General features: G+C 41.3%; 15 protein-coding genes. 12 read left to right on the top strand and 3 right to left on the bottom strand.

Features of this window, described 5'->3' with window-relative positions; translation table 11 throughout:
* Positions 1–7 precede the first annotated feature (7 nt).
* The 8 genes from thiD to AC59HZ_RS09435 are packed head-to-tail and all read left to right on the top strand — an operon-like array spanning position 8 to position 6,431.
* A complete protein-coding gene (gene thiD, locus AC59HZ_RS09470; RefSeq protein ID WP_496545556.1) occupies positions 8–817 on the top strand; it encodes a bifunctional hydroxymethylpyrimidine kinase/phosphomethylpyrimidine kinase in 810 nt (269 codons plus the stop codon).
* Positions 814–1,452, top strand: coding sequence for a thiamine phosphate synthase (gene thiE / locus AC59HZ_RS09465; RefSeq protein ID WP_496545555.1), 639 nt, complete (start codon positions 814–816; stop codon positions 1,450–1,452). Before thiD ends, thiE begins: the two co-directional genes overlap by 4 nt.
* A complete protein-coding gene (thiW, locus tag AC59HZ_RS09460) occupies positions 1,449–1,958 on the top strand; it encodes an energy coupling factor transporter S component ThiW (protein ID WP_289983238.1) in 510 nt (169 codons plus the stop codon). Before thiE ends, thiW begins: the two co-directional genes overlap by 4 nt.
* A complete protein-coding gene (locus AC59HZ_RS09455; RefSeq protein ID WP_496545554.1) occupies positions 1,955–3,244 on the top strand; it encodes an acetylornithine deacetylase in 1,290 nt (429 codons plus the stop codon). The genes thiW and AC59HZ_RS09455 overlap by 4 nt, the downstream gene beginning before the upstream one ends.
* A complete protein-coding gene (gene tenA / locus AC59HZ_RS09450) occupies positions 3,241–3,912 on the top strand; it encodes a thiaminase II (RefSeq protein ID WP_496545553.1) in 672 nt (223 codons plus the stop codon). The genes AC59HZ_RS09455 and tenA overlap by 4 nt, the downstream gene beginning before the upstream one ends.
* A gap of 7 nt (positions 3,913–3,919) precedes the next feature.
* Positions 3,920–4,654: an ABC transporter ATP-binding protein gene (locus AC59HZ_RS09445; protein ID WP_496545552.1), complete on the top strand. Its 735-nt coding sequence runs from the start codon at positions 3,920–3,922 to the stop codon at positions 4,652–4,654.
* Positions 4,644–5,411, top strand: coding sequence for an ABC transporter permease (locus tag AC59HZ_RS09440; protein WP_496545551.1), 768 nt, complete (start codon positions 4,644–4,646; stop codon positions 5,409–5,411). Before AC59HZ_RS09445 ends, AC59HZ_RS09440 begins: the two co-directional genes overlap by 11 nt.
* A gap of 24 nt (positions 5,412–5,435) precedes the next feature.
* Entirely contained in the window at positions 5,436–6,431 is a 996-nt protein-coding gene (locus AC59HZ_RS09435; RefSeq protein ID WP_496545550.1) for an ABC transporter substrate-binding protein, read from the top strand.
* Positions 6,432–6,478: 47 nt separating this feature from the next.
* Here the strand turns inward: AC59HZ_RS09435 and AC59HZ_RS09430 are convergent, their stop codons facing one another.
* The 3 genes from AC59HZ_RS09430 to AC59HZ_RS09420 all read right to left on the bottom strand — a co-directional run bounded on the left by AC59HZ_RS09430 (position 6,479) and on the right by AC59HZ_RS09420 (position 9,036).
* Positions 6,479–6,913 carry a VOC family protein gene (locus AC59HZ_RS09430; protein WP_496545549.1) on the bottom strand — a complete coding sequence of 145 codons (435 nt, stop codon included), beginning with the start codon at positions 6,911–6,913 and terminating at the stop codon, positions 6,479–6,481.
* 82 nt (positions 6,914–6,995) lie between these two features.
* Positions 6,996–7,724: a spore coat transglutaminase TGL gene (gene tgl / locus AC59HZ_RS09425; protein ID WP_496545548.1), complete on the bottom strand. Its 729-nt coding sequence runs from the start codon at positions 7,722–7,724 to the stop codon at positions 6,996–6,998.
* Positions 7,725–7,815: 91 nt separating this feature from the next.
* Entirely contained in the window at positions 7,816–9,036 is a 1,221-nt protein-coding gene (locus tag AC59HZ_RS09420; protein ID WP_496545547.1) for an MFS transporter, read from the bottom strand.
* Between the two features lie 175 nt (positions 9,037–9,211).
* Here AC59HZ_RS09420 and AC59HZ_RS09415 point away from each other — a divergent pair, with 175 nt between their 5' ends.
* From AC59HZ_RS09415 to AC59HZ_RS09400, 4 genes are all read left to right on the top strand, one after another.
* Positions 9,212–10,000 carry a hypothetical protein gene (locus AC59HZ_RS09415; RefSeq protein ID WP_496545546.1) on the top strand — a complete coding sequence of 263 codons (789 nt, stop codon included), beginning with the start codon at positions 9,212–9,214 and terminating at the stop codon, positions 9,998–10,000.
* Positions 10,001–10,115: 115 nt separating this feature from the next.
* A complete protein-coding gene (locus AC59HZ_RS09410) occupies positions 10,116–11,486 on the top strand; it encodes an MATE family efflux transporter (protein WP_496545545.1) in 1,371 nt (456 codons plus the stop codon).
* 162 nt (positions 11,487–11,648) lie between these two features.
* A complete protein-coding gene (locus AC59HZ_RS09405) occupies positions 11,649–11,909 on the top strand; it encodes a hypothetical protein (protein ID WP_496545544.1) in 261 nt (86 codons plus the stop codon).
* 217 nt (positions 11,910–12,126) lie between these two features.
* Positions 12,127–13,161 (top strand): Bug family tripartite tricarboxylate transporter substrate binding protein, encoded by a 1,035-nt coding sequence (locus AC59HZ_RS09400; protein WP_496545543.1) that lies wholly within the window; start codon positions 12,127–12,129, stop codon positions 13,159–13,161.
* The last annotated feature ends 35 nt before the right edge of the window (positions 13,162–13,196 follow it).

The following is a 13,196-nucleotide window of genomic DNA, read 5'->3' as shown; positions in this document are numbered from 1 at the left end:
AAATAAAATGATAAAAGCATTAACGATTGCAGGATCGGATAGCGGCGGCGGAGCGGGTATCCAGGCAGATCTTAAAACTTTTCAGGAATTGCAGGTTTTTGGGATGTCAGCATTGACCGCAGTTACCGCGCAAAATACACTCGGTGTTCACGGAGTGTATCCGATGTCAGTAGAAGCCGTAGTAAAACAAATGCAAGCAATTGGTGATGATATGGGAACGGATGCCGTGAAAACCGGAATGCTGTTTAATGCAGAGATTATCGAGGCCGTTGCTGAAAATATAAGAAAATATAAATGGGAAAATCTTGTGGTGGACCCCGTCATGATTGCTAAGGGCGGCGCTTCCTTACTGCTGTCAGAAGCCATTGTTGCCATGAAAACATATTTATTGCCACTTGCAAAGGTCATTACACCGAACATACCGGAAGCAGAGGTTCTTACTGGCATGTCGATTCAAACGGCCAAAGATAAGGAGGAAGCTGCTAAGAGATTATTAGAATTTGGCGTTCAAAACGTTATCATCAAAGGCGGCCATGATGAGGATGAATCTCTATCCATCGATTTATTGTTTGACGGGACAGAATTCTACACTTTTTCCAAGGATCGAATTCAAACGAAAAACACTCACGGAACTGGATGTACTTTTTCAGCAGCGATCACGGCTGAACTTGCAAAAGGCAAGTCTTTATATGAGGCAGTCGCATTAGCCAAGGATTTTATTCATGATGCGATCCAATTAGATTTGGAGATTGGCAAAGGCCATGGTCCAACCAACCATTGGGGATATCGAGTAAGGAATGAGGGCTTAATCTTATGAAAAACTTACGAGACTACCTAAAAGTCTATTTTATCATGGGCAGCCCCAACTGCCTGAAGGACCCGGCAGAGGTTTTAAAAGAAGCCATCGCTGGTGGTATTACCCTGTTTCAATTTCGTGAAAAAGGAGAAGTCGCTTTAACCGGAGAGGATAAATTTACTCTCGCCAGAGAACTACAGAGCATTTGCAGAGAGCATCACATCCCGTTCATCGTCAATGACGATATCGAGCTAGCACTCTCGATTGATGCAGACGGTGTCCATATCGGCCAAGAGGATGAGTCTGTGAAAACGGTTAGAAAAAAAATTGGCGATAAACTCCTCGGTGTGTCTGTCCATTCCACAGAGGAAGCGATGACTGCGATAAGAGAAGGCGCAGATTATTTCGGTATTGGTCCCGTTTTTTCGACTAAAACAAAAGCGGATGCCAAGCCGTCCCGAGGTACAGAACTTATAGAGACACTTAGAAAGAATGGATACCAAACCCCTATTGTCGGCATTGGCGGAATTACGGCGGAAAATGCCCGATCTGTGGTGGAGGCCGGGGCAGATGGTGTTTCCGTTATTACGGCAATCAGTCATGCAAAGTCACCTTTAGAAGCTGCCAAGAAATTAAAAGGTGCGGTGATAGGATGAAAAGAACCCATAAACTTACATTAACGGCAATGATGATTGCGATAGGGACGATTTCTAGTAGTTTAGTATCGATTCCGATTGGATTTACCAAGGTCTTTCCTGTTCAGCACTTTTTAAATGTATTATCGGCAGTATTATTAGGACCTTATTACGCAGTGGCCCAGGCTTTTTGTGTATCCCTATTAAGAAACTTAATGGGAACCGGATCCGTATTTGCTTTCCCTGGCAGCATGGTCGGGGCATTGCTGGCATCCTTATTATTTTGGAAAACTAGAAAAATATATCTTGCTTTTATAGGAGAGGTCATTGGAACAGGCATCTTGGGTGCGCTCCTTTCCTATCCAATCGCAACCCTGATTCTTGGACAAAAAGCGACCTTATTTGGATTTATTCCGTTATTTATTTTTAGCTCCTTTGCAGGTGCATTGATTGGATTTGTAATTCTTACTATTTTTTCAAAAAATAAAGTTGTGAATTTGGCAGATTCCAAGGCTGTGAACAAATGAGAAAAGAATTGCTGGAACGGATATCGAATGAAGTGGAAGCAAGAAATGAGGAATTGCTGGAACTGTTAACGAAGCTTATTGCCTTTCCGACTGTAAGCCCTCCTGCCCGAAATACCACGGAGGTACAGGACTTCATTAAAGACTATTTGCAAGACTTGGGATTTACAACGGAAAAATGGGACGTCTACCCCAATGACCCGAATGTGGTTGGCATTTTACACGGTGAATCTTCTGGCCAGTTTAATAGCCTAATTGTGAATGGCCATGTCGATGTGGCCGAGGTTGGGGATGATAAAGAGTGGAATTCAGCGCCATTTGAAACCATAACCAAGGATGGCTATATATACGGCCGTGGCGTTGCCGATATGAAAGGCGGAATCGCTGCCTCACTTGTGGCTATTAAACTTTTAAAAGAACTAGGCATTCCGCTGCAAGGTGACCTCCAATTCCAATCTGTTATTGGAGAGGAAGTAGGGGAGGCCGGAACACTTTCATGCATGGAAAAGGGATTTAAAGCAGATTATGCCGTTGTTGTCGATACAAGCGATTTACATATTCAAGGACAGGGTGGCGTGATTACTGGCTGGATTACGATTCAAAGCAAAAAAACCTACCATGACGGGCTAAGAAGGAAAATGATTCATGCAGGCGGAGGTATCAACGGGGCCAGTGCGATTGAGAAAATGACGAAAATCATTGCCGGGCTTCAAGAACTTGAACGGCACTGGGCTGTGACGAAAAGCTATGATGGCTTTCCGCATGGCACTAATACGATCAATCCTGCCGTCATTGAGGGAGGCAGGCATGCAGCCTTTGTGGCCGACCGCTGTTCATTATGGATCACTGTACATTTTTACCCCAATGAAGATTACGAAGACGTGATTAAGGAAATTGAACAGCATATTGGTGCTGTCGCTGCTTCAGACCCATGGCTAAGGGAGAATCCTCCGGAATTTGTTTGGGGCGGTAAATCGATGATTGTGGACCGCGGAGAAATTTTCCCATCATTGGAAATCGATCCTGAGCATCTTGGAACAAAACTTCTAACTAATTCCTTTGAAAAATTGCTCGGCATTAAGCCAGCGGTTGGGATGTCAACCACTGTAACGGACGCAGGCTGGCTTGGCAGGGCGGGGATTCCGACGGTTATCTTCGGACCCGGAAAACTAGAAGATGCCCATGCTGTCAATGAAAAAGTAGAAATCCGCCAATTGCTGGATTTTACAAAAGTATTAGCCGTATTTATTGCAGAGTGGTGCAATACAAGGAAGGAGGAACAGCAATGAAATTTTCACAAAGGCTTTATCATAAAGTAGAGGATATTTGGAAAAAAACGCATCAGCATCCATTTGTTGTCGGAATGGGGACGGGTGAATTACCTGTTGAATCCTTTATCCGTTACATGAAACAGGATTATGTGTACTTAATCGACTATTCTAAGCTGTTTGCTTTGGGTGCTGTAAAGGCGGGGGACCTGGAGACAATGGCGGCGTTCGCTAAACTCCTAAACGAAACCTTACATGGAGAAATGGAACTCCATCGTCAGTACGCTGAAAGATTTGGAATTACATATGAGCAGCTTGAAGAAACAAAGCCAACTCCCATCAACTTAGCTTATACCCGGTACATGTTGAATGTCGCCCAAAATGGCTCATTGGAGGAATTAGTCGCTGCTTTACTGCCGTGTATGTGGAGCTATTGGGAAATTAGCAAAATGCTAGCAGATAGCTATCCAGATTCTATCAATCACTATCAGTATGGTGACTGGGTAAAAATGTACTCTTCGAGTGAATTTGGTGAGCTTGCCTCTTGGCTCATTAATTTATTGGATGCATACGCAGATGGAAAACCTGAACGGGAGCTGGCCATTTTAGAAGAACACTTTTTGACGACTTCTCGATTTGAGTACATGTTCTGGGATATGGTTTATGAGGGAGGCGATTGGCCTGTCTAATTCGTCCATGTTATCCATCAAAGATCTGACATATTCATTTAGCGGCGAAAGGCCAATTTTTCAAAAAATTACTTTGAATGTACAGCCAGGCGAATTTGTATCCGTTATCGGGGCAAGCGGTTCTGGAAAAAGTACTCTTTTTAAATTGATTACGGGTTTACTAGAGCCAGAGGTGGGAGAAATTCGCATTGGGCAGCAGGATTCAAAGAGAAGATTAGGACAGGTAGGCTACATGCCTCAAAAAGACCTTCTTTTGCCATGGAGGACGGTTTTGGACAATGTGCTGCTGCCGCTTGAGGTAACAAAGGAAAAAAGCCAAGAAAAAATCCCAGAAGTCCGCGAATGGTTAGCCCGTTTTGGACTGGCAGACTACGAAAAAGCATTCCCAAATGAACTCTCCGGAGGCATGAAGCAACGGGTCGCTTTTTTAAGAACATTGGTGACGGGCAGAGACCTCTTATTGTTAGATGAGCCGTTTGGAGCATTGGATTCTTTAACGAAACGCAACATGCATAGCTGGTTACTGGGGCTGTGGGGAGAATTACAAAAAACGGTCCTGTTCATCACCCATGACCTTGAGGAAGCGATTTTATTAAGCGATCGAATTTATTTGTTAAGAGGCAACGGCATCCAAGAAATAAAAGTCAGCTTGCCGAGACCTAGAAGTTCAGAGCTAATCTATCAATCTGATTTTATGGTGATGCGAAAAGAATTGGAGTGGCTGATTCAAAATGAAAGGTAATTTAAAAAAATGGACGGGCGATTATGGGTTGTTTTTGCTTGTGGTTATCCTTCTTGTCAGTTTGTGGCAATGGATCGTCCAGCATGGAATGGTACCAGCGTTTATCCTGCCTTCCCCATCGGCGATTTGGGCATCCCTGATCGATAACCGTGAGCTTCTGTTCGAAGAGCATTTGCCTGCAACACTAAAGGAAGTCCTAATTGGATTTGGACTTTCACTCGCTGGAGGTCTCATGTTAGGTATAGGGATGCATTTTTTCCGTGCGGTAGAAAAAATCTTATATCCCTTTCTCGTCATCTCACAAACGGTACCGTTGATCGCGATTTCGCCGATTTTCATCATGTGGTTCGGGTATTCGATATGGAGTAAAATTGCTGTCACAATCTTAACGGCATTTTTTCCAATTGTCGTGAGTACTTATGATGGCTTGAAGGCAGGCGGGAAGGAATATCGCGAATTATTGCAAACCATGGGTGCGGACCGCTGGATGATTTTTAAGAAAATCCAAATGCCAATGGCACTGCCTTCCATTTTTTCTGGATTGAAAATGTCTGTTGTGTATTGTGTCGTGGGAGCGACAATTGGAGAATGGCTGGGGGCAAGTGAAGGGCTCGGCTACTTCAGCCGAAGGATGTCAGGAAACCTAAAGGCAGATGCAGTGTTTGCTGCCATTTTCCTATTGTCCTTATTAGGAATTGTCTTGTTTTTATTGATTGGTGTAGTAGAAAAACAGTTATTGAAAAATCAAAATCGTTAACATCAAGGAAGGTTGTTTGTCGAAATGAAAAAGAGTTTTTTAATCATGTTAAGTCTATTGTTATTACTATTAAGTGCTTGTGGGAAAAGTGAATCCGCTAAATCTTCGGGCAAGGATGATGGGCTTCAGAAGGTCACTCTAATGCTGGATTGGTATCCGAATGCTGTCCATTCTTTCCTTTACGCAGCACAAGAAAAGGGCTATTTTAAGGAACAAGGTTTGGATGTGGATATTCAAATGCCTGCTGATACAAATGATCCTCTTAAACTAGTGGCAGCGGACAAAATTGATATGGCCTTAAGCTATCAACCGCAGGTTTTAGTGGCACGAGGAGAGGATATCCCTGTTCAGTCCTTTGCTGCAATCGTCCGCCATCCCTTAAACCAGTTAATGATACCTGCAGATAGTTCGGTTCAATCGCCGAAGGACTTAGCAGGTAAGACGATTGGCTATCCATCAATTCCACTCGATGAAGCGATTGTATCGACAATGGTGAAGGCAGATGGGGGAGAAGCAGGTAAGATAAAAATGGTCGATGTTGGCTGGGACTTGATTCCGGCGATGGCAACAAAGAAAACAGATGCTCTTATTGGCGGCTATATTAACCATGAGAAATTATTGTTAGATAAAGAAGGCCATCCAATGCGGACATTAAACCCTGCTGATTATGGGGTTCCCGATTATTATGAATTGGTATTGGTTGGCAGTGAAAAGGGATTAAAAGCGAAGCCAGAGGTATTTAAAAAGTTTATAGCGGCAATCACGAAAGGCCAGAAATATGTTTCGGAACATCCAGAAGAGGGACTTTCCGTCTTAATGAAACATGAAGACAAATCCTCCCCGCTTGAAAAGGACGTCGAAACAAAAAGCTTGGAAATCCTACTTCCTTTAATGGATGCGAAGGATAAATCCTTTGGATACCAAGACCCTGAAACATGGAGCAAAGTCGCACAGTGGCTAAAAGAAAACAAAGTCATAAAAGAAACAGTGAAACCTGAAGATTCATTCATAAACTTTTAGGTGATAATCAAAATAAAAAGACCTCAACATTGTTGAGGTCTTTCGTTTTATTTATCCCATGCATTTTCGCCGCTGTCATAATTAAACAGCCAATGTATTCCAAACTTATCTGTTACCATTCCGTAGCATTTACTCCAGAAGGTTTCTTGAAGCTCCATACCCACTTTTCCGCCTTCCTTGAGTTGATGAAAGGCATTTTTAATCTCATCCAAATTCTTACTGACAAATGCCAAGTTTACGTTATTTCCTTCAACAAACTCCATCCCAGGAAAAGTATCAGAAAACATGACATTACTGCCGCTGATGTTGAGCCGTGTGTGCATAACTAAATTTTTTGCTTCTTCAGGCATAGGATAATTAGGATCCGAAGGCGTTTCTCCAAAGGTCATAATATGTGGTTTTTCTGTGCCGAAAACCTGAGCATAGAATTCCACAGCTTCCCGGCAGTTGCCATTAAAATTTAAATAAACATCAACAGACATAGTTTTCCTCCACAAACAATTATTGTAAATCAATTTATTTTACCATTTCTATGTTTGTAATAAAAATCGTTTTGCCTATCTCTTATAAAAATCCTTGATAATATACCCTTGATATGAGGTTCATTAAGTAGGCTGATTTGGAAGGGTTTGGTTTTCTTTTTGAATTTAAAAACTTTATAATGGTGCTGGCATTTCGAATTCCTACACCATGGCCATAGTATTGGTCGTCTCCGAAGAAGATGACATTTTCGGCACGCCAATGAGCCTGTTTCGGGTCAAAATCAGGATTGTTGAAGTGAAGCACATCACCAGGGATAAAATCATCCCCGTACTTCTGGAAAATTTGCAGATCCTCATCAAATTGCCAATCCATTAAATAAAGACGGTCGAAGAGAACATTAAACCGGTCGCTGCCGATGGAATAAAGTGTTGCAAGGTACAAGACAATCGCAATCCCAGTGGAGCATTCAAATGCATAGAGAGAGCCGTTTTTAATGATGTCTAATATCGCAACAGAAGGGCTGACGCCAGGTTTTATTAGGAAGCCGCCATTACTCAACCGGTCCCAAAGTTTCCGATTCGGAAACGCATAATTAAACGTCGTAAATTTTACCCCGCTTTTATTAAGTTCCCTTGCCGCTCTCAGGGTATTGCTGCGAAATAAAAGCTCAAATTTCAAATGGGCAATATCTTGATACGCATATTCCACTTGATTGGCTGCCATTTGTTTCAAAATTGTCCGTTGTTCAGCATTCGTAACCTCTTTAAATAACGTCTCCGGCTTAACCGGCTGGTTATTTATTATAATCATAGTGTCCTCCAGTTTTCATAATCAACTCCCTATATAAAAGTATGAAAGTCCCAAACTATATATTTCAGTAAAAAAAGCTAGGGCGGGCACCCTAGCTTTTTTCCAAGATTGGTTTTTTATTTTTCATAAATCTCACGTACATTAACAAAAATACCAGCGCACTCATAAACCGAAGGATTGAACTAATTCCCATGGAGGTTTGAATCCCCGTTACTTCTAACAGCCAAATCCCGAGTTGCGGAGCGATAAACGCGACTAAACTTAGCAGGACATTATAGGTGGTAATACAATAGGTTCTTTTCTCCGCCGGAGACTGCTCCAATAATAGATTGAACAATAATAGGGTGGTCCCGGAAAGAAAAAATCCAGAAATCATACCGACAATCGTTAAATAATAAAGATTCGTAGACATAACCGTCAAAATCGGAGCAGAGGCCATTCCGGCCGCAACCCAAACAAGCATCAACGTATTCGATTTTTGCTCCGCCCACTTTTTCCATAATGGGAAAGTGAATATCTGTACCAATTGATTTCCAACAGAAAAAAGGCTAATCCAAAGAATCGTCGCATGTGCATATTTAACATTGTAAATATTGAATATGCCCCATGCTATCTGCCAGGCAAAGTTAAAGCATAGTGCCGCAATAAGAAACCACCTATATCCTTGATCTTTAAAAATAGACCAATCCATTGATGAGTTCTTTCGTTCGATATCTTTTTTGGGCTGGGCCGTTTCTTTGTGCTTTAGCAAGAAAAACATTTCAAGTAAGCCAAAAACAAAGGCCATAAAAAATAACCACTGATAAGCAGCAGCATTTTCTGTTTCTTTTTTCATGACAACGCCAATAATAAGTGTTGTCACCATTCCGACAATCGTAAGTAACCGACTTCGGTCACTGAAAAAGGTTCCTCTCCGTTCTTCACGAATCATTCCGCTTATAAGCGTTTGCCAGCCGATATTAGAAATCGTCCCAGGCACATTCATTACCGCGATAAGGATTAAGAAAGTCCAAGCCTGATAGGATGACGGAAGAAAAACAACACCTACCAAAAGCAAGAACATCACTCTAGCCCAAAAAACATTCATCGCAACAGTTTTCTTTTGCTCATCCAGCTTATTTAACAATATCGCTGCTGGAATCGTCATGATGAGTGTAACCAAAGGAGGGAGTGAACTAATTAAACCTACTTGGTAATTATTTGCCCCAAGAATCGAAATGGCGAAAATCGGAAAGTAGTTACCAGCCAGATTTAAAGCAATTATTGACACCATTCCATGATAAATGCTGATTTTTTCATTATAAGTACGCATGTGCCCCCACCAGCTTTACTATTAATATCTAAAGCTATTATACCTACAAATTCCTTCGATGCACTAAATATTTTTTGAAAAATAAAAGTAATGCCTCTGCGGCGATCGAACGTTCTAATTTTAGGATTTGTGAGGGTTAATGTTATAATATAACCACTTACATAGAGGGAAGGAAGTGGCTAGATTGCCAATCCAAAATACTCAAAAGGATTTGACTCAATATATTCCGCCAAAAGGGGAATATGAAAGCTTCCGCGACGAGGATCATTATAAGGAAAAATTAAAGGAATGGGGGCTATCTTCGGCAAGGGAGGCCAAAAAGGAATTCTGGTACAAGGATCGAAACGCCCAGCGCATCGTAACAATCAAAGGCTATGAAGCCTACGGAAATAATGGTGGGTTTAATACCCTTGTTATTGAATTTCAAGATGGAAAGGTTAGCTGCATTCATCCTGCTTATTTAAAAGAAATGCAGCAAGGAAGTTTTGGAAAAGAAAGCCTGCTGACGATTGAGGAAAAAGAAATAACAGAAGATACAGTACCAGCCCCTGTGAAAAAGGAAACAGCTCAAAAAGAAGAGTCAGAGAAACCAAAGACAAAGGAGGCCAAACCAAAGAAAGAGAAAGCACCTAAACTCGAGCTTCCGGCTGATAAGGTTCATTTTACGGCAACCGTTAAACAATTTGCGATGACCTACAATCCATTTAATGAAGAAAATGATGAAGTGGTGGTTTTAGAAAATGTGCAGATTGTGCAGGATAACCCACTTGACCTTGGTCTCGCATGGTGCAGTCACAGCAAAACACTCAAAAAATTTGAATTAACTCCGGGCGATTCGCTTGAATTTGACGGAAAAGTAGCCGCAAAGAAATTGGCGAAAGGAAAAGATGTCGAAGAAGAATACCTCGTTGATGAGCCAGTATTATACAAGGTTAATAACCCATCGAAAATTGTAAAGAAATAGGACTTCCAAAAGAAGTTCTCTTTTTTTGGGAAATTTAATTTAAAGTGGGGAATTATCATCCTTTATAGCGTATAATGAAGTTTCGGGTTTTTATTTTCTCAAGGAGAAAGCGCTTATGAATCAGACTTTTACTATAAAAGAAAAAACGAAACAAATTTTTGTCCTGTTAATTCCTATCTTAATTACACAGCTTGGCATGTTTTCAATGGTGTTTTTTAATACGATTATGTCAGGAAAATATAATTCTTCCGATTTGGCTGGTGTTGCGATTGGCTCCTCCATATGGAGTCCAATTTTCACAGGTATCAGCAGCATACTGCTCGCGGTTTCACCTATTGCAGCACAGCGGTTTGGTGAGAAAAAGAGCAATGAAGTAACCTCAATTGTAAAACATGGAGTATATCTTTCTGTATTCATAACAATTCTAATAATTGTTCTCGGTTTCTTCTTGTTAGGTCCGATTTTAGATACAATGAACCTTACGGCAAGAGTTCAGGATACCGCATTTGATTATCTCGTCGGACTTAGTTACGGAATCCTGCCACTGTTTATTTTTAATGTTCTGAGATCCTTTATTTATGCACTTGGGAAGACAAGAGTGATCATGATTATTATGATAATATCATTGCCGCTTAATTTCTTGTTAAATTATTGTTTAATTTTTGGAAATTGGGGTTTCCCTGAGCTTGGCGGGGCAGGGGCTGGATATGCCACAGCCATTACCGATTGGGCATTTATGGCAATGACCATTTTCATCGTAAAAAAACAAGAGCCGTTTTCTTCCTATCCAATATTTGAAAACATGAAGGAATTTTCATGGGAAAAATGTAAAGAGATTTTAAAAATTGGCGTTCCAATGGGACTTTCTACTTTTTTTGAAACGAGTATGTTTGCGGTAGTGACGATTCTTTTAAGTAAATTTAATGTAACAACGATTGCAGCTTACCAATCGGCCTTAAACATTGTATCCTTTTTGTACATGATTCCTATCAGCATATCCATGGTCCAGACGGTGCTTGTCGGTTTTGAGGTGGGAGCAAAGCGTTATAAAGATGCGAAGCAATATAGCTGGCTTGGCGTGTATCTCGCCATATTAATCGCCATCTTTACAGGATTACTGGTAGTTGCATTCCGCTATCAAGTCGCCGGCTTCTATTCAAATGAAACAGCTGTCATCAACCTAACGGCAAACTTTTTAATTTTTGCCTTGTTTTTCCAAATTGCGGATGCTATTCAGGCAACTGCTCAGGCTGCATTAAGAGGATATAAAGATGTGAATATTGCCTTTATCATGACCCTTATCGCATACTGGCTGATTTGTTTGCCAGTCGGCTATCTTCTTGCCAACTATACCAGCTTGGGAGCAAGAGGCTACTGGATTGGGCTAACCGTGGGTTTACTAGCAGCAGGAGTCGCCTTATCCCTAAGACTTATTTATATACAAAAGCGAAAATTTGACGGTGCTGCAATGAAGGTAGTAGTGTAGCCCATTCTAATTAAAAGACGCCATCATCATGAATGGCGTCTTCTTTTTATTAATAATTTCATCATTATTTTGTATCCATATCACCCAATTTTCTTGCCTCTATCCCATTTTCCAAAATAGACACATACACTATTTTGCAGACAAATAGAGGAGGAGATGTAAATGCAAAGCCAGCTTTTAGGAGTTTATGGAGACAACCCTGATCTAAGGTACTATCCGGGCCACGTCTATCATCATGGTCACGGCGGTTATTATCCAGGGTACGGTTACCATCATGGTCACGGCGGGTACTATCCAGGCTATGGGTATCATCATGGACATGGCGGGTATTATCCAGGCTACGGCTATCATCACGGCCACGGCGGATATTATCCAGGATATGGATACCACCACGGCCATGGCGGGTATCATTCAGGACGCTAATAATGTTTGAAAGTAGTTTAAGGCTGCCATTAAGGCAGCCTTTATTTTTTTATATTGATATCGAAACTACATATCAGGGACCGAAACCTTTTTTTTATGCCGTGAACAAAATGAACAAAATGGTTTATAAGTTTTTAATGCTGTTTAAATGCAAAAACTATGAATCTTCTAAATTTTAAGTAAAATTAAGAAAACGGTTACAAGGGGGAATAGAAAAATGTTTTCGATCAAAAAAATTTCAGCAGTAATGTGTGCAGGTGCATTGGCATTAAGCTTAGGCGCTTGCAGCAGTAAAGAAACAGCAAGTTCAGGTTCTAGTAAAAAAGAGGCTGGTCCAAGCTATCCTACAAAAGCGATTTCTGTCGTAGCCCCATCTGGTGCTGGCGGCGGCTGGGATTTAACAGCCCGCTCCTTTACAAAAGTATTGAGCGAAACGAAGCTCGTCAGTCAGCCTTTAACAGTGGAGAATAAGCCAGGCGGCGGAGGTGCCGTGTTTATGGCTGAATACGCCACACAGCAAGTAGCAAATAACGAAATGATGTTCGTTAATTCACCGCCGATTATTATCAACAACTTGAAAAAAGAAGGAAACAGCCCTTACGGCTACAAAAATACAACACCTCTTGCTCAATTGACAAAAGATTATGGAGCAATTGTTGTCAAAAAGGATTCCAAATTTACTGACTTAAAATCCCTTTTAGATGAAGTCAAGAAGGATCCTAGCAAACTTACCTTTGCCGGTGGCTCCGCACCAGGTTCTATGGACCATTTAATTTCCATTCTTCCAGCTTTTAAATATGGAGTGGATCCTACAAAAATTAAATATGTTTCATATGATGGCGGCGGGGAGGCCATTACATCCCTTCTTGGCGGTAACGCTGATGTTATTGGAACAGATGCTTCTAGCGTAAAAGAGTTCCTAAAAGCTGGAAAGGTTCGTGTGCTCGCTGTTACGGCTGCTGATCGTTTAAGCGGTGATTTTAAGGACGTGCCAACGGCTAAAGAACAAGGTGTGGATGCTGAGTTCACGATTTGGCGCGGAGTATTTGGTCCAGAAAAAATGTCTAAAGAAGCAAAATCCTACTGGGAAACAACAATCGATAAACTTGTAAAAACTCCTGAATGGAAGACAGAAGTAGAGACACAAGGCTGGGAACTAGAATATAAAAATAGTTCTGATTTCAGAAAATTCTTAGGTGAGCAAGATAAACAAGTTCAACAATTACTAGAAGCATTGGGCATGCAGAAGTAAAAAGTGTAGGGAAGGAGTTTGCTTTCTCCTTCCCA

Source organism: Neobacillus sp. DZ-9, from assembly GCF_059587065.1.
Note: the sequence above shows the minus strand (reverse complement) of the source record. Positions and strands in the feature narration are given on the sequence as shown.

Bases quoted from the DNA above. Each gene is read 5' to 3' on its own strand.
- AC59HZ_RS09430 (WP_496545549.1), bottom strand. From the start codon at position 6,913: ATGTCTGTTGATGTTTATTTAAATTTTAATGGCAACTGCCGGGAAGCT.
- AC59HZ_RS09410 (WP_496545545.1), top strand. From the start codon at position 10,116: ATGAATCAGACTTTTACTATAAAAGAAAAAACGAAACAAATTTTTGTC.
- tgl (WP_496545548.1), bottom strand. From the start codon at position 7,724: ATGATTATAATAAATAACCAGCCGGTTAAGCCGGAGACGTTATTTAAA.
- AC59HZ_RS09440 (WP_496545551.1), top strand. From the start codon at position 4,644: ATGAAAGGTAATTTAAAAAAATGGACGGGCGATTATGGGTTGTTTTTG.
- AC59HZ_RS09455 (WP_496545554.1), top strand. From the start codon at position 1,955: ATGAGAAAAGAATTGCTGGAACGGATATCGAATGAAGTGGAAGCAAGA.
- thiD (WP_496545556.1), top strand. From the start codon at position 8: ATGATAAAAGCATTAACGATTGCAGGATCGGATAGCGGCGGCGGAGCG.
- AC59HZ_RS09420 (WP_496545547.1), bottom strand. From the start codon at position 9,036: ATGCGTACTTATAATGAAAAAATCAGCATTTATCATGGAATGGTGTCA.
- thiE (WP_496545555.1), top strand. From the start codon at position 814: ATGAAAAACTTACGAGACTACCTAAAAGTCTATTTTATCATGGGCAGC.
- thiW (WP_289983238.1), top strand. From the start codon at position 1,449: ATGAAAAGAACCCATAAACTTACATTAACGGCAATGATGATTGCGATA.
- AC59HZ_RS09405 (WP_496545544.1), top strand. From the start codon at position 11,649: ATGCAAAGCCAGCTTTTAGGAGTTTATGGAGACAACCCTGATCTAAGG.
- AC59HZ_RS09435 (WP_496545550.1), top strand. From the start codon at position 5,436: ATGAAAAAGAGTTTTTTAATCATGTTAAGTCTATTGTTATTACTATTA.
- tenA (WP_496545553.1), top strand. From the start codon at position 3,241: ATGAAATTTTCACAAAGGCTTTATCATAAAGTAGAGGATATTTGGAAA.
- AC59HZ_RS09445 (WP_496545552.1), top strand. From the start codon at position 3,920: ATGTTATCCATCAAAGATCTGACATATTCATTTAGCGGCGAAAGGCCA.
- AC59HZ_RS09400 (WP_496545543.1), top strand. From the start codon at position 12,127: ATGTTTTCGATCAAAAAAATTTCAGCAGTAATGTGTGCAGGTGCATTG.